Annotated in this window: 16 protein-coding genes and 2 pseudogenes; 5 read left to right on the top strand and 13 right to left on the bottom strand. The window is 71.2% G+C overall.

Annotated features, from left to right (window positions below):
- On the bottom strand, positions 1 to 968 hold a 968-nt coding region (locus tag AOJ26_RS17185), incomplete at its 3' end, for a GlxA family transcriptional regulator (protein ID WP_053849180.1).
- A gap of 113 nt (positions 969 to 1,081) precedes the next feature.
- On the opposite strand from AOJ26_RS17185, the gene AOJ26_RS17180 reads away from it, so the two are divergent.
- The 3 genes from AOJ26_RS17180 (at position 1,082) to AOJ26_RS17175 (ending at position 4,638) form a co-directional block, all read left to right on the top strand.
- Complete coding sequence (locus AOJ26_RS17180) at positions 1,082 to 1,951, top strand: SCO6745 family protein (RefSeq protein WP_053849179.1); 870 nt, start codon at positions 1,082 to 1,084, stop codon at positions 1,949 to 1,951.
- Between the two features lie 85 nt (positions 1,952 to 2,036).
- On the top strand, positions 2,037 to 2,168 hold the full coding sequence (locus tag AOJ26_RS44915; protein WP_252100555.1) for an LPFR motif small protein: 132 nt from the start codon (positions 2,037 to 2,039) through the stop codon (positions 2,166 to 2,168).
- 94 nt (positions 2,169 to 2,262) lie between these two features.
- Complete coding sequence (locus AOJ26_RS17175) at positions 2,263 to 4,638, top strand: Tex family protein (RefSeq protein ID WP_053849178.1); 2,376 nt, start codon at positions 2,263 to 2,265, stop codon at positions 4,636 to 4,638.
- Between the two features lie 56 nt (positions 4,639 to 4,694).
- Here the strand turns inward: AOJ26_RS17175 and abc-f are convergent, their stop codons facing one another.
- The 5 genes from abc-f to AOJ26_RS17150 form a co-directional block, all read right to left on the bottom strand.
- Positions 4,695 to 6,338, bottom strand: a complete 1,644-nt coding sequence (abc-f, locus tag AOJ26_RS17170) for a ribosomal protection-like ABC-F family protein (RefSeq protein WP_053849177.1) — start codon at positions 6,336 to 6,338, stop codon at positions 4,695 to 4,697.
- Between the two features lie 48 nt (positions 6,339 to 6,386).
- Positions 6,387 to 7,415 (bottom strand): hypothetical protein, encoded by a 1,029-nt coding sequence (locus tag AOJ26_RS17165; protein ID WP_053849176.1) that lies wholly within the window; start codon positions 7,413 to 7,415, stop codon positions 6,387 to 6,389.
- 211 nt (positions 7,416 to 7,626) lie between these two features.
- Positions 7,627 to 9,327, bottom strand: coding sequence for a BCCT family transporter (locus tag AOJ26_RS17160; RefSeq protein ID WP_053849175.1), 1,701 nt, complete (start codon positions 9,325 to 9,327; stop codon positions 7,627 to 7,629).
- Positions 9,328 to 9,415: 88 nt separating this feature from the next.
- Positions 9,416 to 10,654 (bottom strand): M14 family metallopeptidase, encoded by a 1,239-nt coding sequence (locus AOJ26_RS17155; RefSeq protein WP_053849174.1) that lies wholly within the window; start codon positions 10,652 to 10,654, stop codon positions 9,416 to 9,418.
- Positions 10,651 to 12,627 carry a Xaa-Pro dipeptidyl-peptidase gene (locus tag AOJ26_RS17150; protein ID WP_053849173.1) on the bottom strand — a complete coding sequence of 659 codons (1,977 nt, stop codon included), beginning with the start codon at positions 12,625 to 12,627 and terminating at the stop codon, positions 10,651 to 10,653. The genes AOJ26_RS17155 and AOJ26_RS17150 overlap by 4 nt, the downstream gene beginning before the upstream one ends.
- A 161-nt stretch (positions 12,628 to 12,788) precedes the next feature.
- On the opposite strand from AOJ26_RS17150, the pseudogene AOJ26_RS17145 reads away from it, so the two are divergent.
- Positions 12,789 to 14,289: pseudogene (locus tag AOJ26_RS17145) on the top strand (M1 family metallopeptidase).
- Between the two features lie 36 nt (positions 14,290 to 14,325).
- Here AOJ26_RS17145 and AOJ26_RS17140 read toward each other — a convergent pair.
- The 5 genes and pseudogenes from AOJ26_RS17140 to AOJ26_RS17120 all read right to left on the bottom strand — a co-directional run bounded on the left by AOJ26_RS17140 (position 14,326) and on the right by AOJ26_RS17120 (position 18,451).
- Positions 14,326 to 15,030: a DUF6766 family protein gene (locus tag AOJ26_RS17140; RefSeq protein ID WP_053849172.1), complete on the bottom strand. Its 705-nt coding sequence runs from the start codon at positions 15,028 to 15,030 to the stop codon at positions 14,326 to 14,328.
- 86 nt (positions 15,031 to 15,116) lie between these two features.
- Positions 15,117 to 15,530 (bottom strand): hypothetical protein, encoded by a 414-nt coding sequence (locus AOJ26_RS17135; RefSeq protein WP_234358579.1) that lies wholly within the window; start codon positions 15,528 to 15,530, stop codon positions 15,117 to 15,119.
- Entirely contained in the window at positions 15,527 to 16,462 is a 936-nt protein-coding gene (locus tag AOJ26_RS17130) for an adenosine kinase (protein WP_053849171.1), read from the bottom strand. The genes AOJ26_RS17135 and AOJ26_RS17130 overlap by 4 nt, the downstream gene beginning before the upstream one ends.
- A 1-nt stretch (position 16,463) precedes the next feature.
- Positions 16,464 to 16,945, bottom strand: a pseudogene (locus tag AOJ26_RS17125) (macro domain-containing protein).
- Positions 16,946 to 16,984: 39 nt separating this feature from the next.
- A complete protein-coding gene (locus tag AOJ26_RS17120) occupies positions 16,985 to 18,451 on the bottom strand; it encodes an amino acid permease (protein WP_053849170.1) in 1,467 nt (488 codons plus the stop codon).
- 219 nt (positions 18,452 to 18,670) lie between these two features.
- Between AOJ26_RS17120 and AOJ26_RS17115 the strand changes: the two genes are divergently transcribed.
- The gene (locus tag AOJ26_RS17115) at positions 18,671 to 19,453 is read left to right on the top strand and encodes a MerR family transcriptional regulator (RefSeq protein WP_053849169.1); all 783 of its coding nucleotides are present in this window, start codon (positions 18,671 to 18,673) and stop codon (positions 19,451 to 19,453) included.
- Between the two features lie 75 nt (positions 19,454 to 19,528).
- Here the strand turns inward: AOJ26_RS17115 and AOJ26_RS17110 are convergent, their stop codons facing one another.
- Positions 19,529 to 21,706, bottom strand: coding sequence for a 3-hydroxyacyl-CoA dehydrogenase NAD-binding domain-containing protein (locus AOJ26_RS17110; RefSeq protein WP_053849168.1), 2,178 nt, complete (start codon positions 21,704 to 21,706; stop codon positions 19,529 to 19,531).
- A 42-nt stretch (positions 21,707 to 21,748) separates the two neighbouring features.
- The gene (locus AOJ26_RS17105) at positions 21,749 to 22,963 is read right to left on the bottom strand and encodes an acetyl-CoA C-acetyltransferase (RefSeq protein ID WP_053849167.1); all 1,215 of its coding nucleotides are present in this window, start codon (positions 22,961 to 22,963) and stop codon (positions 21,749 to 21,751) included.
- Between the last annotated feature and the right edge of the window lie 16 nt (positions 22,964 to 22,979).

The raw sequence follows: 22,979 nt of genomic DNA, 5'->3' as shown, positions 1-22,979 counted from the left end.
AGATGTGTTTCAGTGGGCGGGGTCGGGTGGAAGCGGCGGCGGTACTCGGAGGGGGCCGTGCCGAGCGCCTTGACGAAGGCGCGGCGCATGCCCTCGGCGGTGCCGTAGCCGCTGGCGCGGGAGATCTCCTCGATGCCGTCGGAGGTGTCCTCCAGGAGGCGGCGGGCGTGTTCGAGGCGGACCCGGTCGACGTACCGGCCCGGGGTCATGCCGGTCTCGGCCTGGAAGGCGCGGGCGAAGTGGCGGGGCGAGAGGCGGGCGCGCGCGGCGAGGGTCTCGACGCTCAGGTCGCCGGCCGGGTGCTCGGTGATCCACTGCTGGACCTCGCGCAGCGGCTCGCGCTGCGCGGTCTGGGCGGCGAGCTGGGCGCTGAACTGGGCCTGGTTGCCGGGCCGGCGCAGGAAGACGACGAGATGGCGGGCGATGGCCAGGGCGGCGTCCCGGCCCAGGTCCTCCTCGACCAGGGCGAGGGCGAGGTCGATGCCCGAGGTGACGCCGGCGGACGTCGACACCTGTCCGTCGCGCACGTAGATCGGGGCGGGGTCCACCTCGACGGCCGGGTGGTCACGGGCGAGCTTGTCGCAGTAGGCCCAGTGCGTGGTCACCCGCCGGCCGTCCAGGAGCCCCGCCTCGGCGAGCCGGATGGCGCCGGTGCACACCGAGACCAGGCGTTCGGCCCGGGGCCCGTGCACACGCAGCCAGTCGGTGAGGAGCGCGTCGGGGCGCCGGGTGCCCTGGCCGCCGGGCACCAGGAGGGTGTGCGGGGCGCCGGCCTGGGAGAGGGCTTCGTCCGGTACGACGGTCAGGCTGCTGGAGGTGCGTACGGGAGCGCCGTCCAGCGAGGCGGTACGGAGGCGGTAGGTGCCCGGTACGAGCTGCTCGGCGCCGGCGAAGACCTCCAGCGGGCCGGTGACGTCGAGGCTCTGGACGCTGTCGAAGAGGACGAAGAGAACGGTTCGCTGGGCCATGTCCCCGATTCTTGGCCGGTGCCGCGATGGCGGCAATGACGAGTTCCCCACCTTTCCTGCCATGCCCGGCACACCCCACGACGGGATACCAAGCGGTCGGTAACCTGCTCGGCATGACTACTGCCGTCCTGGAACCGCGCGCCGGCCGCCGCTGTCACAACCCGCTCAACTCGCTGCACTCCGCGCACTACTTCTCCCCCGAGCTGGGCGAGGAGCTGGCCGCGATCGGCGTCACGCACCCGCGGGCCGTCAACTTCGCGGTGCGGGCCGCCGCACTGGGTCCGGTCGGCCCGGGGGCCGTGACGGCCGCGTTCTACAACTACAAGTACGAGCTGGTGGCCGAGCACGTGCCGGCCGTGTGGCGGACCGCCACGCCCGAACAGGTCCTCGCGGCACGCGCGCGTGCCGTCGACGCGACCCTGCGCCGGCTGCTCGGGGACGACACGGTGGCGTCGGACGGGATGGCCGAGGCGGCGCGGCTCGCGCTGCGGGCCGCGGAGGCCTGTTCGCGCGCCGCGCGCCCGCTGTACTCGGCACACGCCGACCTGCCGGTTCCCGGCGAGCCCCATCTGGCGTTCTGGCACGCCGCGACGCTGCTGCGCGAGCACCGCGGCGACGGCCATCTCGCCGCCCTGATGTCCGCCGAACTGGACGGTCTCGAGGCTCTGGTGACCCACACCGCGACGGGCCGGGGCATGACGCCGTCCTGGGTGTTCACCACGCGCGGCTGGACCCGGGAGGAGTGGGACGCGGCCCGCGGACGGCTCCGCGCGCGCGGGCTGCTGGACGCCGACGGGGAACTGACCGAGCGGGGCGCCGCCCTGCGGGAGGAGATCGAGGCGGAGACGGACCGGCTGGACCGGGCCCCGTACGAACACCTCGGGGCCGAGGGCGTCCGGCGGCTGACGGAGCTCGCGGTGGGCTTCGCACGGGCCGCGGTGGCCGCGGGTGCCTATCCCGCGGACCTGATCGGCAAGCGCTGACTTCCGGCCCCGAAGATTGCCCGGTCGTCTTGGAGGTACCCGTCCTGTCCCGGTCGCCGTGGCCGGGAGAGGAAAGGGGATGCACATGTTCCGCGCTATCGCAGACGTCCTGCGCCAGATCGGTGGCGCCATCGCCACCGTGGTCACCCTGCCCTTCCGGGCACTGGCCCGGCTCTTCGGCGGCGCGTCCGGCTCCACGCGGAGCCGCCGGGCCTGACGACCGCGGCCCGATGACCGCGCCCTGATCCCCCACTGTCGGTGCCGCCTGCCACAATTGCCGCGCAACCTCAGTGAGAAGGCGGTACCGGATCGTGACGACACCCGGGTCCAGCGGGTCCAGCAGCGCAAAGTCGATCGAAGGCAGGATCGCCGAGGAACTCGGCGTACGGGAGCGGCAGGTCAAGGCTGCCGTGGAACTGCTCGACGGCGGTTCCACGGTTCCCTTCATCGCCCGCTACCGCAAGGAAGCGACCGAGATGCTCGACGACGCGCAGTTGCGCACGCTCGAGGAGCGGTTGCGCTACCTGCGGGAGCTGGAGGAGCGGCGCACCGCGATCCTCGACTCGGTGCGCGAGCAGGGCAAGCTCACCGAGGAGCTCCAGGCGCGCATCCTGGGCGCGGAGACCAAGGCGCGCCTAGAGGACATCTACCTGCCGTTCAAGCCGAAGCGGCGCACCAAGGCGCAGATCGCGCGCGAGGCGGGCCTGGAGCCGCTCGCCGAGGGCCTGCTAGGGGACCCGGGTGTCGCACCGCTCGCCGCGGCCGCCGCGTTCGTCGACGCCGACAAGGGCGTACCCGACGCGCAGGCCGCGCTGGACGGTGCCCGGGCCATCCTGACCGAGCGGTTCTCGGAGGACGCCGACCTGATCGGCGAGCTCCGCGAGCGCATGTGGGTGCGCGGGCGGCTGGCCGCGAAGGTGCGGGAGGGCAAGGAGGAGGCGGGCGCCAAGTTCGCCGACTACTTCGACTTCTCGGAGCCCTTCACCGACCTTCCCTCGCACCGGATCCTCGCGATGCTGCGGGGCGAGAAGGAGGAGGTCCTCGACCTCGTCCTGGAGCCGGAGGAGCCCACCGAGGGACCCTCGTCCTACGAGGGGATCGTGGCCCACCGGTTCGGGATCGCCGACCGCGGCCGGCCCGGTGACAAGTGGCTGGCGGACACCGTCCGCTGGGCCTGGCGGACCCGCATCCTGGTGCACCTCGGCATCGACCTCCGGCTGCGCCTGCGGACGGCCGCCGAGGACGAGGCGGTCAACGTGTTCGCGGCCAACCTCCGCGACCTGCTCCTCGCCGCCCCCGCGGGCACCCGCGCGACGCTCGGCCTGGACCCCGGCTTCCGTACCGGCGTGAAGGTCGCCGTGGTCGACGCGACCGGCAAGGTCGTCGCCACCGACGTCATCCACCCGCACGTCCCGGCCAACCGGTGGGACGAGGCGATCGCGAAGCTGGCCCGGCTGGCCGAGGAGCACGCGGTCGAGCTGATCGCGATCGGCAACGGCACGGCCTCCCGTGAGACCGACAAGCTCGCCGGTGATCTGATCAGCAGGCACCCGGAGCTCAAGCTCACCAAGGTGATGGTCTCCGAGGCCGGCGCGTCGGTGTACTCGGCGTCCGCGTTCGCCTCGCAGGAGCTGCCCGACATGGACGTCTCGCTGCGCGGAGCGGTCTCCATCGCGCGCCGGCTCCAGGACCCGCTGGCCGAGCTGGTGAAGATCGACCCGAAGTCGATCGGCGTCGGCCAGTACCAGCACGACCTGTCCGAGGTGAAGCTGTCGCGTTCGCTGGACGCGGTGGTCGAGGACTGTGTGAACGGCGTCGGGGTCGACGTCAACACGGCGTCCGCTCCCCTGCTCGCCCGGGTCTCCGGAATCACGTCCGGGCTCGCCGAGAACATCGTGGCGCACCGCGACGCGAACGGCCCGTTCAAGTCCCGCACCGAGCTGAAGAAGGTGGCGCGACTGGGGCCCAAGGCGTACGAGCAGTGCGCGGGCTTCCTGCGGATCCGGGGCGGCGACGACCCGCTGGACTCCTCCAGCGTGCACCCCGAGGCGTACCCGGTGGTGCGGCGGATGGTGAAGACCGCGGGGCAGGAGGTCGCCTCCCTCATCGGCAACACCGGTGTGCTGCGGTCGCTGAGGCCGCAGGACTTCGTCGACGAGACGTTCGGTCTGCCCACCGTGACCGACATCCTCAAGGAGCTGGAGAAGCCGGGGCGCGACCCTCGGCCCGCCTTCAGGACGGCCACCTTCAAGGAGGGCGTCGAGAAGATCTCCGACCTGGTCGCCGGGATGGTGCTGGAGGGTGTCGTGACCAACGTGGCGGCCTTCGGGGCGTTCATCGACGTCGGCGTCCACCAGGACGGTCTGGCGCATGTCTCCGCGCTGTCGAAGACGTTCGTCAAGGATCCGCGGGATGTCGTCAAGCCGGGTGACATCGTCAAGGTGAAGGTTCTGGAGGTCGACATCCCGCGCAAGCGGATCTCGCTGACGCTGCGGCTGGACGACGAGGCGCAGGCCAAGTCCTCCGGTGGGGAACGGCGTCAGCCCCAGCGGGGCGGGCGGCCGCCTCAGCAGCGGCAGCAACCGCGTCAGCAGCAACAGCGGTCGGCGGCCGCGCCTGCCAACAGTGCGATGGCGGATGCTCTGCGGAAGGCCGGGCTGTTGGATTCCCCGAAGAAGGGGCGGTAGCGGTGGTGGGGGACTGCGCGGGTCCGTCGGGGCTGGTCGCGCAGTTCCCCGCGCCCCTAGGGAGTCTCAGTCACCTTGCCCGATGAGACCTCCAGCCTCCTGGTCACCCTGACCGCGTCCAGCATCCGGCGATCATGCGTGACCAGGAGGAGGGTGCCCTCGTAGGCGTCCAGCGCTGATTCCAGCTGCTCGATGGCCGGCAGGTCGAGGTGGTTCGTCGGCTCGTCCAGGACCAGGAGGTTGACGCCCCTGCCCTGGAGAAGGGCCAGCGCCGCCCGCGTCCGCTCCCCCGGTGACAGCGTCGCCGCCGAGCGGGTGACGTGGTCGGACTTCAGGCCGAACTTGGCGAGCAGGGTGCGGACCTCCACCGGTTCGGTGTCGGGAACCGCCGCGCAGAAGGCGTCCAGCAGGGACTCCTCGCCGTGGAACAGCTCGCGGGCCTGGTCGACCTCGCCGATCAGGACGCCGGAGCCGAGGGACGCCTGGCCGGAGGTCAGCGGGACCCGGCCCAGCAGGGCGCCGAGCAGGGTGGACTTGCCGGCGCCGTTCGCGCCGGTGACCGCCACCCGGTCCGCCCAGTCGATCTGGAGGGACACCGGGCCGAGCACGAAGTCGCCGTGGCGCACCTCGGCGTCCCGCAGTGTCGCGACGACCGCGCCCGAGCGGGGGGCCGAGGCGATCTCCATGCGCAGTTCCCACTCCTTGCGCGGCTCCTCGACGACGTCGAGGCGTTCGATCATGCGCTGGGTCTGGCGGGCCTTCGCGGCCTGCTTCTCGCTGGCCTCGCTGCGGAACTTGCGGCCGATCTTGTCGTTGTCGTTGCTCGCCTTGCGGCGGGCGTTCTTCACGCCCTTGTCCATCCAGGAGCGCTGCATCTGCGCGCGGTCCTGGAGGGCGGCCCGCTTGTCGGCGTACTCCTCGTAGTCGTCCCGGGCGTGCCTGCGGGCGACCTCGCGCTCCTCCAGGTAGGCCTCGTAGCCGCCGCCGTAGAGGGTGATCCGCTGCTGGGCCAGGTCGAGTTCGAGGACCTTGGTGACCGTGCGGGTGAGGAACTCGCGGTCGTGGCTGACCACCACCGTGCCGGCGCGCAGGCCCTTCACGAACCGCTCCAGGCGCTCCAGGCCGTCCAGGTCGAGGTCGTTGGTGGGCTCGTCGAGGAGGAAGACGTCGTAGCGGGAGAGCAGGAGGGAGGCGAGACCGGCCCGGGCCGCCTGGCCTCCCGAGAGGGAGGTCATGGGCTGGTCCAGGTCGACCGCGAGGCCGAGGGAGTCGGCGACCTCCTCGGCCCGTTCGTCGAGGTCGGCGCCGCCGAGGTTCAGCCAGCGCTCCAGGCTGGTGGCGTACGCGTCGTCGGCGCCGGGGGCCCCGTCGACCAGGGCCTGGGTCGCCTCGTCCATCACCCGCTGGGCCTCGGCGACCCCGGTACGGCGGGCGAGGAACGCGCGCACGGACTCCCCCGGGCGCCGCTCCGGCTCCTGGGGCAGGTGCCCGACGGTGGCCGTCGGCGGGGAGAGCCGGAGCTCCCCCTCCTCGGGGGTGAGCAGGCCCGCGAGCATCCTGAGCAGCGTGGACTTGCCCGCGCCGTTGGCCCCGACCAGGCCGATCACATCTCCGGGCGCGACCACGAGGTCGAGCCCGCTGAACAGGGAGCGGTCGCCGTGGCCGGCGGCGAGGTCCTTGGCGACGAGGGTGGCAGTCATCAGACCGTCGATCCTAATGGCCGACCGAGACCGCACGCTCCCCGCTTCTCAGTGGGCCATCGCCTCCACCAGCACACTTGTCGACGTCCGCGCCACCACGAACGACTCCCCCTTGACCGCCTTGGCGTCCAGGGCGATCCGGTGCCGGCCCGCCTCCAGGACGCCGTCGAAGACCTCCTGGGCGTGGGTGCGGTACAGCCGGTCCAGGCGGTACGCCGTCAGCCGGACCCGGCAGGGCGAGGTGACCTCGACGCCCGCCTCGCCGTCGGCGGCCACCAGCCGGGTCAGCCGGCGCTGTTCGACGGGGCTGCGGTCCAGGGCGTGTTCTATCTGAGCCACGAGCAGCGGGACGATCGGGGCGAGACCGTCGACGTACGCCACCTCGACGCCGGCGCGTGCGAACGAGCGGCGTACGGCGGCTCGTTCGTCCTCGGTGACCGCGCGGCCGAAGGCGACGGCGCCGTAGCCGCGCAGTTCGTCGGCGGGGACGTCGCCCACCTCGCGGGTGATGTCGGCGCCGATGCCGATGGTGCGCAGGGCGGCGGCCAGTTTGGCGAGGACGGCGACACGGGCGCCGATGAGCAGGACGCGGCGGCGCGCACCCTCGGCCTCGCCGGCGTCCCGGAGGAGGGAGGCGAGCGCCGCCCGGTACTCGGCGCCCCGGAAACGGAACGGCCCGATGCCGTGGTAGCCGTTGAGCCGGAGATCCACGGCCTCGGCGGTCTGCCAGGCGAAGTCCCGCCAGATGAAGTCGTCGCCGTCCCGCTCGATGACGGCGGTGACGGCACCGCAGGCGAGGTCCGCGCACTCGGGGCAGCCGTAGATGACATGCCGACCGCTCGGAAGCGGGGCGTCCGTCTCGCCCAGCAGGCTGCGGACCTGGGCGGTGAAGATGGCGGGCGGGACGTCGGAGGCGAGGGGGGAGACGGCGTCGAGGTCGGAGAGCTGGAAGAGGAGCGGGCGGCCGTCGACGATGAAGTCGACGAAGTCCCGGTGCACCTGGACGTCACCGTTGGCGAGAACTCCACCGGCACGCATCGCCGGTGCCAGGCCGAAGGTCGCGTATGCGGCAGACATGGTGTGAGTATTCCCGGCTTTGGGCCGTTCTGAGCGCGACATGCCTCATTCCGCCGCCGCGGGGCGGCGGAACCGCCGGACGGCCGGGGGGAGTTGGTGGCGCGGCCCGGCGCCGCGGCGTACGCGTGGTCGAAGGGGGACCGGTCGGAGCGGGTGTGACCGCGGCGCGCGGAGGAGGCGGACGGGCTCGCCTCCTCCGGCCACACCGGGATCAGCCGTGGTCGTGGCCCAGCGGGTCGCCCTCCGTCTCGGTGCCGGGGCCCGGACCGATCTGGATCCCGAAGTCGCCGTCGTACTTCCGGTGGCCCTCGATCACGGCCAGTTCGACGGCCTCGGAGCCCATCTCGCCGCGCACGATCACCGGGTCCCGGCGCAGGTCGCGCATGAGGGCGACGCACATGCCGATCATCACGAGGACGAAGGGCGCGGCGGCCAGGATCGTGAGGTTCTGCAGGCCGGTGAGCGCGTCGCCCTGGCCGCTGCCGACGAGCAGCATGATCGCGGCGACCGCTCCGGTGACCACACCCCAGAACACGACGACGAACCGGCCCGGTTCGAGGGCGCCCTTCTGGGAGAGCGTGCCCATCACGATGGACGCGGCGTCGGCGCCGGAGACGAAGAAGATGCCGACCAGGATCATCACGAGCAGGCTGGTCACGGTGGCGACGGGGAACTCCTGGAGGACGCCGAAGAGTTGCCCTTCGGGGGTGTCCTCGCCGCCGAGCGCGTCGCCCTCCTTCAGCTTCATGGCCGTACCGCCGAAGATCGCGAACCAGACGAGGCTGACGGTGCTGGGCACGAGGATGACGCCGCCGACGAACTGGCGGATGGTGCGGCCGCGGCTGATGCGGGCGATGAACATGCCGACGAAGGGCGTCCAGGAGATCCACCAGGCCCAGTAGAAGACGGTCCAGCTGCCGAGCCAGTCCGCGACGCCCTTGCCGCCGCTGGCCTCGGTGCGGCCGGCGAGCTGGGGCAGGTCGCCGAGGTAGGAGAAGATCGAGGTGGGCAGCAGGTCGAGGACGATGATCGTGGGCCCCGCGACGAACACGAACACGGCGAGGATCAGGGCGAGCACCATGTTGGTGTTGGACAGCCACTGGATGCCCCGCTCGATGCCGGAGACGGCCGAGAGCACGAAGGCCAGGGTGAGCACGGCGATGATCGCGACAAGGAGGCCGGTGCTGACGTCGTCCATCCAGTCCAGTTCCTGGAAGCCGGAGCCGATCTGGAGGGCGCCGAGGCCGAGGGAGGCCGCGGAGCCGAAGACGGTGGCGATGATCGCGAGGATGTCGATCACCCGGCCGACGGCACCGTTCGCGTGCTTCTCCCCGATGAGCGGGGTGAACACGGCGCTGATGGTCTGGCGCCGGCGCTTGCGGAAGGTGCTGTAGGCGATGCCGAGCCCGACCACCGCGTAGATCGCCCAGGGGTGCAGCGTCCAGTGGAAGAGGGTGGTGGCCATCGCCGTCTCCATGCGTTCACCGGAGTTGGCGGGGTCGGTGCCGGGGGGCGGGGTCGCGTAGTGCGAGAGGGGTTCGCTGACGCCGTAGAACATCAGGCCGATGCCCATGCCGGCGCTGAACATCATCGCGACCCAGGACACCGTCCTGAACTCGGGCTCCTCGCCCTCGGAGCCGAGGTGGATGCGGCCGTAGCGGCTCATCGCGAGCCACAGGGCGAACACCACGAAGCACGAGGCGGCCAGCATGAAGGCCCAGCCGCCGTTGTGGATCAGCCCGTTCAGCATGGTGGTGGAGACGTCCTCCAGGGAGTCCGTCGCCGCCCAGCCCCAGATCACGAAGGCCAGGGTGATGACGGCGGTGACACCGAACACCACCCGGTCGGTCTCGTGGCCGAGAATGCCCGCGGGAAATCCCCGGCCGCCTCTCTTCTTCAGATCTTCGGTCATCTGCGGCACCTTCCCCTGGAGCGGTGGATACCCCGGTTTTCACACAGTTCCCCAGGACCTACCACAGGTGCCGCAGATCTCGACCGATTCAGCAGCCGGTGTCGGGCTCCCCGGCCGTCAGGTGGTACGGGGCGCGGGCGTCGAGGAGCAGCGGGACGAGGGCGCGCAGAGGCTGCGCCAGGGGAACATACGCGCCTTTCGTCCGCACTCCGTGCAGGGCGAGTTCGTCCTTCACCTCCCTGTACTGGGCGTCGGTGAGCCGGTAGCCGCAGGGCGGGTCCTGGATCACCTCGGCCGGCTCGGGCGGGTCGTTGTCGGCGCCGCCGAGGAAGACGCGGCCCGTCGAGGGCTGGTGGCGGGCCGTGCCGGTGGCCTTCTCGATCTGGCCGCGGCGCTCCTCGGCGAACCCGAACAGGCCTTTGAGGGCGGCCAGTTGCGAGTGCACGCGGCGCCGGTTGTTGCCCGCCTCGTCGGTGGCGGCGAGCGGTTCGACCCGGCTCTCGATCAGCAGGCCGACCGCGTGCTTGATCCCGGACATGTTGCGCAGGATGCGTTCCTGGCCGTCACCGGCGACCTGCCGGACGGGTTCCCCGGTGACCGGGTCGGTCCAGATGCCGTACGTGCCGGTCGTGTACCCGGCGTCTTCGGCGGCCGGTCGTACGTACGCCCGGGACAGGGTCTCGGCCTCGTCGTGGACGGCCTCGTCGGTGTTGAGGTTGCGGGGCCAGAGGTCGAAGAGGTCCTTGTCGTAGTAGCGGGGGGTGGCGGAGTACTCGTGCAGGTCGTAGATCACGTCCGGCTGCCGGTCCCGTACGACCCTCGCCAGGGCGCGTGCCTCGGCGGTGGCCAGGGCGAGGTGGTCGCGGTTGATGTCGACGCCGTCGCTGTTGCCGCGGGTGTCGGCGGCCCGGCCGTCCGGGTTGGCGGTGGGCACGACCAGGACGGTGGTGCGGTCGAGGAAGCGCCGGGTACGGGAGTCCTTCGCGTACGCCAGGTCGCGGACCTTGGTCAGACAGGCCTCGCGGCCGGACGGCTCGTCGCCGTGCTGGCTGCACACGAGCAGCACCCTGGTGGGTGCGTGGCGTGCGCCGATCCGGACGAGGTGGAGGGGGCGGCCCTGTTCCGTGGTGCCGATGCGGTCGAGGGAGACCCGGCCGCTCGCTCGGTCGACCCGGGTGAGGAAGTCCAGCTCCTCGGCCTCGCTCGTCCAGCGGGCGCCCGCCGACTGCTCGAAGCCGGTGCGGGGCGGGGCCTCGGCGGCTTCGGCCGGTGCCGCGATCAGGGACGCGGCGAGCGCCGCCACGCTCGCGGTGACGGCTCGGATCATCGTCCTCCCTCCGGGACACGGTGGGCGGTGCGCGGGGCCCGGACACCGTCGCGGGCTCCCGCCTCCTGCGGTACGGCCCTGTCGGCGCCCTTCGTCGCGTGCGCGAAGGCGGAGGCGCCGCCGACCAGCGGGACACGGGCCGAGGTGCGGGACAGGTCGAGCGTGAGGGTGGGCCGGGTGGACGGCGGGTCGATGAGGTCCTTGTCGGTGCCCGCGACGATCAGGGCGAGACGGTGGCCCGCAGGGACGACGTGGTCCGTGGCGCCCAGGTCCAGGGTGATGGTGTAGGCCTTGCCGGGGGTGAGCGGGACGCCCTTCCCGGCGTCCGCGTAGGTGCCGAGGTCGGCCCAGCCGCGGCTGACCACCGTGTGGTCGACGGCGGTGGTCTTCGCCCGCGTCTCCTTGAAGCAGGCGCTGTCACCGGTGGTGCTCAGGCCCCAGCAGGTGCGGTCGGTGAGGGTGGTGATGCCTTCCCCGCTCGCCGCGTAGTCCCGGATGGTGTCGGGGCCGAGGTCCACGAGGACGGCGGAGAGATGGGCCGTCGAGGTGGTCGGCGTCGCGGTGACGGTCACCTTGGAGGCGCCGGACAGACGGAGGTCCCTGGTGAGGGTGCCGGTGGTGAAGCCCGCCTTGTCGGGGGTCGGGGTGTCGATCCGGGCGGCCCAGTCGGTCTCGCTGAGGGCGGGGTCGTCGGTGAAGGTCTCGGTGCCCTTGGCCCTGGTGAGGCCGAGGGTGCCGACGCCCGGCGAGGCGCCCTTCGCGGGACGCAGAGTGGTGGCCGAAGTGCCCCGCGGCGGCCACGACTTCGAGGTGACCCACTGGTCGGGCCGGCGTTCGATGTCGGCCATGGGCTCGCGGTCGATGCCGTTGTCGTAGCCGAGGAGTTCGTGGTCGAACCAGCGGTGCAGGGTGTCGACCCATTCCGCCCGCCGGAAGTCGAAGGGGTCGACGTGCCCGGTCTGGGAGAGCCAGATCTTGCGCTGGACGCCGTTCTTCGCGAGGGCGTCCCACCACGGGCCGACGTGCTGGAGGCGGACGTTGAGGTCCTGCATGCCGTGGACGAGGAAGACGCTGGCCCTGACCTTGCGGGCGTCCTTCACGTAGTCGCGCTCGGTCCACAGCGGGGTCCGGTCGCCGGTGCGGGGCGCCTGGTCGACGAGCTTGCGCTGCACGGCGGCGCACCTGGCGCGGGCGTCGGGGCTGTCGACGTAGTTCGAGAGCCAGTCGGGGCCGGAGTCGTAGAGCGGGGCGCCCTGGGAGAAGTAGTAGTCGTACCAGGTGGAGATGGCGCTGATCGGGACGATGGTCCTCAGGCCCTCGACGCCGGTCGCGGCGACGCCGTTGGCGATGGTGCCGTCCCAGCTCTTGCCGATCATGCCGGTTCTGCCGTTGGTCCAGCCGGCCTTGGCCTTCACGGTGCCCGTGCGGCTCGTGTAGGCGGTGCCCCGGCCGTTCAGCCAGTCGACGACCGCCTTGGCGGACTGGATGTCGGAACGGCCGCCGACGTCCACACAGCCGTCGGAGCGGTTGGTCCCGGCGAGGTCGACGCCGACGAAGGCGTAGCCGCGGGGCACGAAGTAGTTGTCGTAGAACAGCGGCATCTGCACGACGTGGCCGTCCGCGTCGTACGTCTTCAACTGGCTCTCGTTGCCGCGCCCGCAGCAGGAGTAGTAGGGGCTGGCGTCCATGATGACCGGCACCTTGCGGCCCTTCCGGGCTGCTTCGCGGGGCCGGACGATGTCGACGGCGACGCGGTCGGTCCTGCCGTCCCCGTCGCCGTCGAGACGGGTGTCCACCCAGACGGCCTCGCGGACGGCGTTCTCGTACGAATAGACCGGCCGGCTCTCCCGCGGGCCCGTCCCGTCCAGTGCCTGCGCGGTCGCGGGGGCGAGGAAGGTCGCCAGCAGGGCGGCGGTGGCCGCGGCGGCGGTCGCGAGCGGTCTCCAGGTCGTGAAGCGCGTGCGTATCGGCATGCGCGGACGGTACTGCGGTCAACTCCCGCACAAAAGAGGGCCCCTTGGGTCCGTGACGGCCGAATGGCGTTCGTGTGACAGGGGTGTTCGTGGACACATCCAGCTCACAGGTGGTGAATAGGCTGCGAACAGACTTCGTGCCCCTACGACTTGGAGCTTTCGTGCACCGCAGACTCATCGCACCGGGCGCACTCGCGGCGGCCTCCCTGATGCTGGCGATCCCGGCGTCGGCGGCGGGCTTCCCCCCCCGGCGCTCCGGGCATCGGCGATCCCTACTACCCGGACTACGGCAACGGCGGATACGACGTCTCCCACTACGACCTGCGGCTGAAGTACCAGCCCGCCACCGACGAACTGGAGGGCACCGCCACCCTCCTGGCCCGCACCACCCAGGACCTGTCCCGCTTCGACCTGGACTTCCTCCTCGACGTGAGCGAGGTGCGGGTCAACGGCGCGAAGGCGTCCTTCACCACCTCGGGCGAGCACGAGCTGGAGATCACCCCGAAGTCCCCGCTGCCCAAGGGCACTTCCGTCACCGTGGTGGTCCGCTACCGCGGGGTTCCGTCGTCGAAGCAGGCGTACGGCTTCACGAGCTGGCACCGCACCCCGGACGGCGGGGTCGGGGCGAACGAGCCCGAGGCGGCCTGGTGGTGGTTCCCGAGCAACGACCACCCGCTCGACAAGGCCACCTACGACGTGTCGGTGCTGGTGCCGGACGGCAGCCAGGCCATCTCCAACGGCACGCTCCAGTCGACGAGTTCACGCCTCGGCTGGACCCGCTGGAGCTGGCGCTCCGACAAGCCGCAGGCCACCTACCTCGCGACCCTCGCCGTCGGCCGCTTCGACATCACCACCGGCACGACCGACAGCGGCATTCCGGTCGTCAACGCGTACAGCAAGGACCTCGGTGCCAACTCCGGTGCCGTACGGGCGAGTGTCGAGCGGACCGGGGAGATCGCCGACTGGCTGAGCGGGTACTTCGGGCCGTACCCCTTCGGCGCGCTCGGCGGCTATGTGCCGAACACGGCCACCGGGTACGCCCTGGAGACCCAGACCCGGCCCTTCTACAGTCCGCGCCAGTTCGCGAACGGCTCCAACACCTCCGTGGTCGTCCATGAGCTGGCCCACCAGTGGTACGGCGACCTGGTGTCCGTGCGCGGCTGGAAGGACATCTGGATCAACGAGGGCTTCGCACGGTACGCGCAGTGGCTGTGGTCCGAGCACGAGGGTGAGGGGACCGCGCAGGAACTCGCCGACTACGTGTACGCCTCGCACCCGGCCGACGACGCGTTCTGGACGGTCAGGCCCGGTGACCCCGGTCCGGAGAACCAGTTCGACATCGCCGTCTACGACCGGGGCGCGCTGACCCTCCAGGCCCTGCGCAACGAGATCGGGGACGAGGCGTTCTTCGCGGTGCTGAAGGGCTGGCCGCAGAAGTACGCGTACGGCAACGCGTCGGTCGCCGACTTCCAGCGGTACGCCGAGGAGGTGTCGGGGCAGCCGCTGGCCGCGCTGTTCGACACGTGGCTGTTCCAGCCGTCGAAGCCGGGGGCGCCCGCGGCGCGGGGTGCGTCGATCGCGAGGACCGCGGAGGCTACCGTTCAGCCGAGGTCGTGGAAGAGGATCGCGGCGACGAACGACGTGCACGAGCACGGCGAGTAGCGTCTGGGGCGGCTTCGGGGATGTTCCGGGGCGGTTCTATCCTTCGACGCCCGTCGAGGTGTGGGCCGCTCCGACCGGCTTGGACTCCGGTGAGCCGCGCTGCCGGAGGTAGACGGAGAGGATGGCCATGGAGGCCACCGCGAGGAGTTCGGACTGCCAGTTCTGCAGGGTGCGGCTCCAGAAGTCCGCGGACCCGATGTAGCTGCTCCAGCTCACCGGGGCCTCCAGTCGGCGGAGTTGCTCCTCGTTGTAGGCGGCGACTCCGCTGATCGACTGGGCCAGCCAGGAGAGGACGAAGACGGCGCCCATGACCAGCCCGAGGGAGTGCGAGTACAGCCCTCGGCGCAGTCCGTCGGCGGCGGCCCATCGCGGGGAGTCGCGGTGGGCGTACCGTCCGACCCGCTGGTCCCGGTCGGACTCCGTCCCGGCCTTGTGCATCTCCTTCGACTCGGGTGAGCCGCGCTGGAGCAGCCAGACCGTCGCGGTGATGTAGAGGAAGAACTGGAGGTACTCCGACTGCCAGTTCTCCGTCACGTCGACGGCGAAGTCGGAGGACATCAGGTACTCGCCGAAGCCGATCCGCGCGAGGCCCTCGGTGGTGAGCTGGTTGTTGAAGTCCGCGTAGCCCGCGATCGCCTGTCCGGCCAGGGCCAGCAGGAACCCGATGCCGAAGGCCAGGCCGAGGCCGTTGTCGCGCAGGAAGCCGCGGGTGCGGGTGGTCGCCGGTGTGCGTGTGGTCATCGGTGCATCAGCCCCACGGCGGTGAAGTAGACGAGGCCGCTGAGGACGACGACCAGGCAGAGCGTGAACATGGTCCGCATACGCCGTCAGCCTCCCTGGAGCGTGCACTGGTAGGGCCGGCCCGGCCGGGGGGTGCAGCCGGCCGCGACGACCTTCCAGCCGTCGGGGAACAGGGAGAGGAAGAGGGTGTCCGCGTCGAGGACGATGCGGGCCTGTCGGCCGTACACGTCGACGCGGTGGGTGGTGCCGCCGAGGGGGATGTCCTGGGAGGAGATCGCCTTCGCGCAGCTCGCCTTCTCGGACTCCTCCAGCTCACCGCGGGTCTCCGGGGCCAGGGCCGCGCAGAGGCCGGCCGGGTCGTGGACACGCAGCAGCCGCTCGAACCCGGTGGCCGCGGTCTCGGCGTCCGATCGGCGCTCCTGGACGCTGCCGCAGCCGGAGAGGACCAGTCCCAGCAGGGCCAGGCACATCAGGGTGCTCATCCGGTGCGGCTTGCTCACCGGGTCCGGGTACCCGTTTCCTCCTCTTTCAAGAGAGCGGCCGCGCGGGTGAGGAGCGCGTCCCCGGTGATCGCGTCGGTCTGCGTCGACGGCACGGTGCAGGCGTGGGCGCCGGCCACCGCGCCGTACAGGGCGCATCGGTGCGGGGGCTCGCCGGTCAGGCGGCCGAAGAGGTAGGCGGCGGCGAAGGCGTCACCGGCGCCGTTGGAGTCGATCACGGGGGCGGGTGGGGTGACCGGCGGGACGTGGGTGAACCCGTCGTCGGCGAGGAGGTACGCGCCCTCGGCGCCGGCGGTGGCGACGACCTCCTCGGCTCGGCCCCGGGCGGCGATGTCGCGCAGGGTGCGCTCAGGGTCGGTGAGGGCGGCCGCGGACAGGAAGACCACGTCGGCCGCGAGGGCGAACTCCTCGTGGTACGGGTTCTGGCCGTCCCAGTCGTGGAGGTCGGTGGAGAGGGCGGCGCCGGTCTCCCTGAGGAGCGGGAGGGCGTGGGCGCACGGGTGGGTGATCGAGACGTGGACATTGCGGGCGGCTTCGGCGAGCGGCCGGAGGACGTCCGCGGGGAGCCGGTCGTCGGCGTGGGCGCGGCTGGTGTCGTACAGGGACAGGCGCCTGCCGTCGGGGCCGACGAGGTTGACGGCCCGCTTGGTGCCGGCGGGCTGGGGGACGGCGGTGAGCGCGATGCCGCGGTCGCGGTGCAGGGCGCGGACGAGGTCACCCTCCGGGTCGTCGCCGAGGAAGTCCAGGTGGTGGGTGTTCATGCCGAGGGCACCGAGGCCCACGGCGACGAAGTCCCCGGTCTGTCCGGCGCGGGTGCGGATGCCGGAGTCGATCATGTAGCTGTCGGCGTAGGGCAGGGGCAGCTCGGGCACGTACACGACGGTGTCCACCCCGGCCCCACCCAGCACGAGCACGTCGATGTCCCGGCTCACTTCAGCCCTCCCCGTGGTCGTAGACGGTGACCGCGAGGTCCCTGGTCAGGAGCCTCTCGACGATGAGAGGCTCGATGCGGTTCCACTGGCCTCCCGCCAGTCCGCACCCTATCCGCGGCATGTGCACGGACGCGCCGAGTTCCACCGCCTTGTCGGCCACCCGGCCGAGGGCCTCCTCGATCGCTTCGTAGCGGACCGGGACGCCCTTGCTGCCGGTGCGGATGCCCCGCTGCCCGATCATGTTGGCCACCCAGACATACCGCTCGACCTGCACGAACTGCGCGGCGCCCAGCCCGAAGTCGTTCGACGCGCGCCCTCGGTGCCAGGCGCGGTAGGCGGCCTCCGGTTCCGGCCAGCGCCGCGACACCGCCACGACGAATCCCTTGCCCCAGCCCCCTATGTCGTTGCAGACGTGCGCGATCAGTTGCACGCCCTTGGCGGACGAGCGGTGGCGTCACCTCGGATGTACTTGATCTCCCCCATGACGCCACCGTAAAGGCCACCACTGACAGTGGCCCCCGGTCAGCTCGTGAAGTCGGTCAGTTCCTGGTCCGTCGTGTGCTGGACCCTGCGGCGGACGCCGAACCAGCCGGCCACCAGCAGGACCGCGATGAGGGGGATCAGCAGGAGTGTCTTCCGGCCGACCTCGGGGTCGTTCCACATCATGCCGAGGCAGGCCAGCAGGAAGGCGATCGTGGTGATCTCGGTGACCGGGCTGAACGGGAGGCGGAAGGAGGGGCGGGTGACCAGGCCCGAGCGGGCGCGGCGGACGAAGACCAGGTGGCAGATCATGATGATCACCCAGGTGCTGATGATGCCGAGGGAGGCGACGTTCAGCACGATCTCGAAGGCCTGGCTCGGCATGAGGTAGTTCAGGCCCACGCCGAGGACGCAGACCGCGCAGGTGAGGAGGATGCCGCCGTAGGGGACCTGGCTGCGGTTCATCCGGGCCGTGAACCTCGGCGCCGAACCCGCCGTCGCCATCGAGCGCAGGATGCGGCCCGTGGAGTACAGGCCGGAGTTCAGCGAGGACATCGCCGCCGTCAGGACGACCAGGTTCATCACGTCACCGGCCGCCGGGACCCCGATCTTCGACAGGACGGTGACGAAGGGGCTCTCGTCGGCGGAGTACACCGAGCCCGGCAGGAGCAGGGCGAGCAGGACGACCGAGCCGACGTAGAACAGGCCCACCCGCCACATGATCGAGTTCACCGCGCGCGGGACGACCTTCTCCGGCTCCGCGGTCTCGCCCGCCGCGACACCGACCAGTTCGAGGGCGGCGTACGCGAAGATCACGCCCTGCATGACGAGGACGACCGGCATCACGCCGTGCGGGAAGACTCCGCCGTTGTCGGTGATCACGCTCGGGCCGGGTGTGCCGCCGCCCACCTCGTGCTGCGTGGCCAGCAGGAAGATGCCGATCAGCATGAAGCCGACGAGCGTGGCGACCTTGATGATCGCGAACCAGAACTCCATCTCGCCGAAGATCTTCACCGAGATCAGGTTCACCGCGAGGACCACCGCGAGAGCGATGAGGGCCAGCGTCCACTGGGGGATGTCGGTGAACAGGCTCCAGTAGTGCGTGTAGAGCGCGATCGCGGTGATGTCGGCGATGCCGGTCGTCGACCAGTTCAGGAAGTACATCCAGCCGGCGACGTACGCGCCCTTCTCCCCGAGGAACTCGCGCGCGTACGACACGAAGGAGCCCGAGGAGGGGCGGTAGAGGACCAGCTCGCCCAGGGCCCGGACGACGAAGAAGGCGAAGATCCCGCAGACCAGGTAGGCCAGTGCCAGCGCCGGTCCCGCCGTGTGGAGGCGTCCGCCCGCGCCCAGGAAGAGGCCGGTGCCGATCGCGCCGCCGATGGCGATCATGTTGACATGGCGGGCCTTGAGGTCCTTGCTGTACCCGGCGTCGCCCGCGTCGGCGGGCACCTGGGCCACGTCGGTGCGGGAAGCGGCCTGTGCCGATTGCACGGCGTCCTTGCTCACGGTGGTTCCACTCTCTGGTGCGCCCCGGCGGGTTCCGCTCGGGTGTCCGGACGTGCGTCGGCCCGTACCTCTTCGTGAAAGGCACAGGCCAAGGGCCACCTTCCCCGGAAACGGCTCGGCACGCGATGGCGGACGTCACAGCAGGGCGCATCTCACATGATCGGAGCGGGACCGCCGACCGGGTGTCACAGCAGTGGTGAGACAGCGATACTGCTGCACATGACGACCGCCCCCTCCCCCGGTGCCGAGGAGCAGACCCTCACCGTCGACGAGCTGGCCGCGCGGGCCGGGGTCACGGTCCGCACGGTCCGCTTCTACGGCACGCGAGGACTGCTGCCGCCGCCGGTGATCGGTCCGCGCCGGGTCGGTCACTACGGCCGTGAGCACCTCGCGCGCCTCGCGCTGATCGAGGAGCTCCAGCACCAGGGGATGACGCTGGCGGCGATCGAGCGGTACGTGCAGCAGCTCCCGGCCGACCTGAGCGACCACGACCTGGCGATCCACCGGGCCGTGGTGGCCTCCTGGGCCCCGGACGTCGTGGAGCGGGTGACGCGCGAGGAGCTGCGGCGGCGGGCGGGGCGGGAGCTGAGCGACGACGACCTGGAGCGGCTCGCCGCGATGGACGTCGTACGGCGGGACGGCGACGGCTACCGCGTCGACCTGGGCTTGCTCCGGCTCGGCGTCGGGCTACTCGACGTCCCGCTGTCGCAGGAGGCGATCCTCGCCTCGCGGAAGGTGCTCATCGAGCACTCGCGGGCCGCCGCGCACGAGTTGTCGCAGCTGTTCCGGGGCGAGGTGGCCGAACGTGCCGCGCGGGACGTGAAGTCGCTGTCCGCGCACATGGAACCCCTGGTCGTGCAGGCCCTGTTGACGACCTTCCAGCGGTCCCTGAAGGAGGAACTGCGGGAGTGGACGTCGGAGGTGGGCGGGGAGGCCTCTGACGTGGGCAGGGAGACGTCTGGCGTGGGCCGGGAGGTGCCGGAGGTGGGCGGGGAGAGCTGACGTTCCCGACGTCCGCACAGCGCCCCGAACGCCGGGCGGGCCCGCACCGCCCGCCCGGCGTTCACCGCGTCCGGGTCACTCGTCCGCGAAACGGCCGCCGTTCTCCGCCTTCTCGACCAGCAGCGCCGGGGGCGTGAAACGCTCCCCGTACCGGTCCGCCAGTTCACGCGCGCGTGCCACGAAGCCCGGCAGCCCGCCCTCATAGCCGTTGATGTACTGGAGGACGCCGCCCGTCCAGCCGGGGAAGCCGATGCCGAAGATCGAGCCGATGTTGGCGTCGGCGACCGAGGTCAGGACGCCTTCCTCCAGCAGCCGGACGGTGTCCAGGGCCTCGGAGAACAGCATGCGTTCCTGCATGTCCTCGAAGGGGATCTCCGAGCCCGGCCGGGTGAAGTGCTCGCGCAGGCCCGGCCACAGCGCGGACCGCTTGCCGTCGTCGCCGTAGTCGTAGAAGCCGCCGCCCCCGCTGCGGCCGGTGCGGCCGAACTCGTCGACCATGCGGTCGATGACCGCCTCGGCGGGGTGGGGCGTCCAGGTGCCGCCCGCCTCCTCGACCGCCTGCCGGGTCTCCTTGCGGATCTTGCGCGGGAGCGTCAGCGTCAGCTCGTCCATCAGGGACAGCACCTTCGCCGGGTAGCCGGCCTGCGCCGCCGCCTGTTCGATCGACGCGGGCTCGATGCCCTCGCCGACCATCGCGACGCCCTCGTTGAGGAAGTGGCCGATCACGCGGGAGGTGAAGAAGCCGCGGGAGTCGTTGACGACGATCGGGGTCTTCTTGATCTGCCGGACCAGGTCGAAGGCCCTCGCGAGGGCTTCCTCGCCTGTGCGCTCGCCCTTGATGATCTCGACCAGGGGCATCTTGTCGACCGGCGAGAAGAAGTGCAGGCCGATGAAGTCGTCCTGGCGTTCCACGCCTTCGGCGAGCGCGGTGATCGGCAGGGTCGAGGTGTTGGAGCACAGCAGCGCGTCCGGCTCGACGATGTGCTGGATCTCCTGGAAGACCTTGTGCTTCAGCGCCGTGTCCTCGAAGACCGCCTCGATGACCGCGTCACAGCCGGCGAGGTCCTGGGGGTCTGCCGTCGGGGTGATGCGGGCCAGGAGCGCGTCCGCCTTCTCCTTTGTCGTACGGCCCCGGGACACCGCCTTCGCGCAGAGCTTCTCCGAGTAGGCCTTGCCCTTGGCCGCCGCCTGCGGGGACACGTCCTTGAGGACCACGTCGATGCCCGCGCGGGCGCACGAGTACGCGATGCCCGCGCCCATCATGCCGGCGCCGAGCACGGCCACCTTGCGGACCTGCCGGGGCTCGATTCCCTTGGGGCGGTTCGCGCCGGAGTTGACCGCCTGGAGGTCGAAGAAGAACGCCTGGATCATGTTCTTCGAGGTCTGGCCGGCCGCCAGCTCGACGAAGTAGCGCGCCTCGATGACCTGGGCGGTCTCGAAGTCGACCTGGGCGCCTTCCACGGCGGCCGCGAGGATGGCGCGCGGGGCGGGGTAGGGCGCGCCATTGGTCTGCTTGCGCAGGTTCGCCGGGAAGGCGGGCAGGTTCGCCGCGAACTTCGGATGGGCGGGCGTGCCGCCGGGGATGCGGTAGCCCGGCCGGTCCCAGGGCTGCTGGGACTCGGGGTTGGCCTCGATGAACGCGCGTGCCTTGGCGAGGAGTTCGTCCTGCGTGGCGGCCACGTCGTCGACCAGGCCGTTCTGGAGGGCGCGTTGCGGGGCGTACTGCGTACCCTGGAGCAGGACCTTCAGGAGGGCGTCGGCGATGCCGAGCATGCGGACCGTACGGACGACTCCGCCGCCTCCGGGGAGCAGACCGAGGGTGACCTCGGGGCAGCCGATCTTGGAGCCGGGGGCGTCGAGGGCGATGCGGTGGTGGCAGGCCAGGGCGATCTCGTAACCGCCGCCCAGGGCCGCTCCGTTGATGGCGGCGACGACCGGCTTGCCCAGGGTCTCGATGCGGCGCAGGTTGCGCTTGATGGCGAGGCCGCCGTCGAAGAGGTCCTGCGCGGTCTCGGGGGTGACCCGGATCAGGTCGCGCAGGTCGCCGCCCGCGAAGAAGGTCTTCTTGGCGGAGGTGACGATGACACCGCGGATGGTGTTCTTCTCGGCCTCCAGGCGGTCGGTGATCACCGCGAGGGAGTCGCGGAACGCCTGGTTCATGGTGTTCGCGGACTGGTTGGGGTCGTCGATGACGAGGGTGACGACGCCCGTGCGGTCCTGTTCCCAGCGGATGGTCGTGGACTGAGTGCTCATGTGGAAGTGCTCCGTGTGATCCGTCGTATCCGTGGGAGGGGGTCAGATGCGCTCGACGACGGTGGCGATGCCCATGCCGCCGCCGACACACAGCGTGGCCAGGCCGTACCGCTTGTCCTGGCGCTCCAGTTCGTCGATCAGGCTGCCCAGGATCATGGCGCCGGTCGCGCCGAGCGGGTGGCCCAGCGCGATCGCGCCGCCGTTGACGTTGACCTTGTCCAGCGAGAGGCCCATGTCCTTCACGAAGCGCAGGACGACCGCCGCGAAGGCCTCGTTGATCTCCACGAGGTCGATGTCGTCGATGGTCAGGCCGGCCCTGGCGAGCGCCTTGCGGGTGGCGGGCGCGGGGCCGGTGAGCATGATGGTGGGCTCGGAGCCGGAGACGGCCGCGGAGACGATCCGCGCGCGCGGGGTGAGGCCGTAGCGCTCGCCGACCTCCTTGGAGCCGATCGCGACCAGCGAGGCGCCGTCCACGATGCCGGAGGAGTTGCCCGCGTGGTGGACGTGGTCGATCTTCTCGACCCAGTGGTACTTCTGCAGGGCCACGGCGTCGAAGCCACCCAGGTCGCCGATGTCCGCGAAGGACGGCTTCAGCCTGGCGAGGGAGTCGGCGGTCGTACCCGGGCGCAGGTGCTCGTCGTGGTCCAGGACGATGAGGCCACTGCGGTCCCTGACCGGAACGACCGAGCGGTCGAAGCGGCCCTCCTTCCAGGCCGTCGCCGCGCGCTCCTGGCTGAGAGCGGCGTACTCGTCGACGTCACGCCGCGAGAAGCCCTCGATCGTCGCGATCAGGTCGGCGCCGATGCCCTGCGGCACGAAGTTCACGGCCAGGTTCGTCATCGGGTCGTTGAACCAGGCCCCGCCGTCGGAGGCCATCGGCACCCGGGACATCGACTCGACACCGCCCGCGAGGACCAGGTCCTCCCAGCCCGAACGGACCTTGGCGGCGGCCATGTTGACGGCCTCCAAGCCGGAGGCACAGAAGCGGTTCTCCTGCACGCCCGCGACCGTGTCCGGCAGGCCCGCGGCGATCGCGGCGATCCGGGCGATGTCGGAGCCCTGGTCGCCGACCGGCCCGACGACACCGAGCACGATGTCGTCGACCGCCGCCGGGTCCAGGTCCGGAAAGCGGGCCCGGATCTCGTGGATGAGTCCCACGACCAGGTCGATGGGCTTGGTGCCGTGCAGGGCGCCGTTCGCCTTGCCGCGGCCGCGCGGGGTGCGGATCGCGTCGTACACGTACGCTTCGGTGCTCACGGGGAAGCCTTTCAAT

This window comes from Streptomyces sp. NRRL B-24085, assembly GCF_001282115.1.
Lineage (GTDB): Bacteria > Actinomycetota > Actinomycetes > Streptomycetales > Streptomycetaceae > Streptomyces.
Note: the sequence above shows the minus strand (reverse complement) of the source record. Positions and strands in the feature narration are given on the sequence as shown.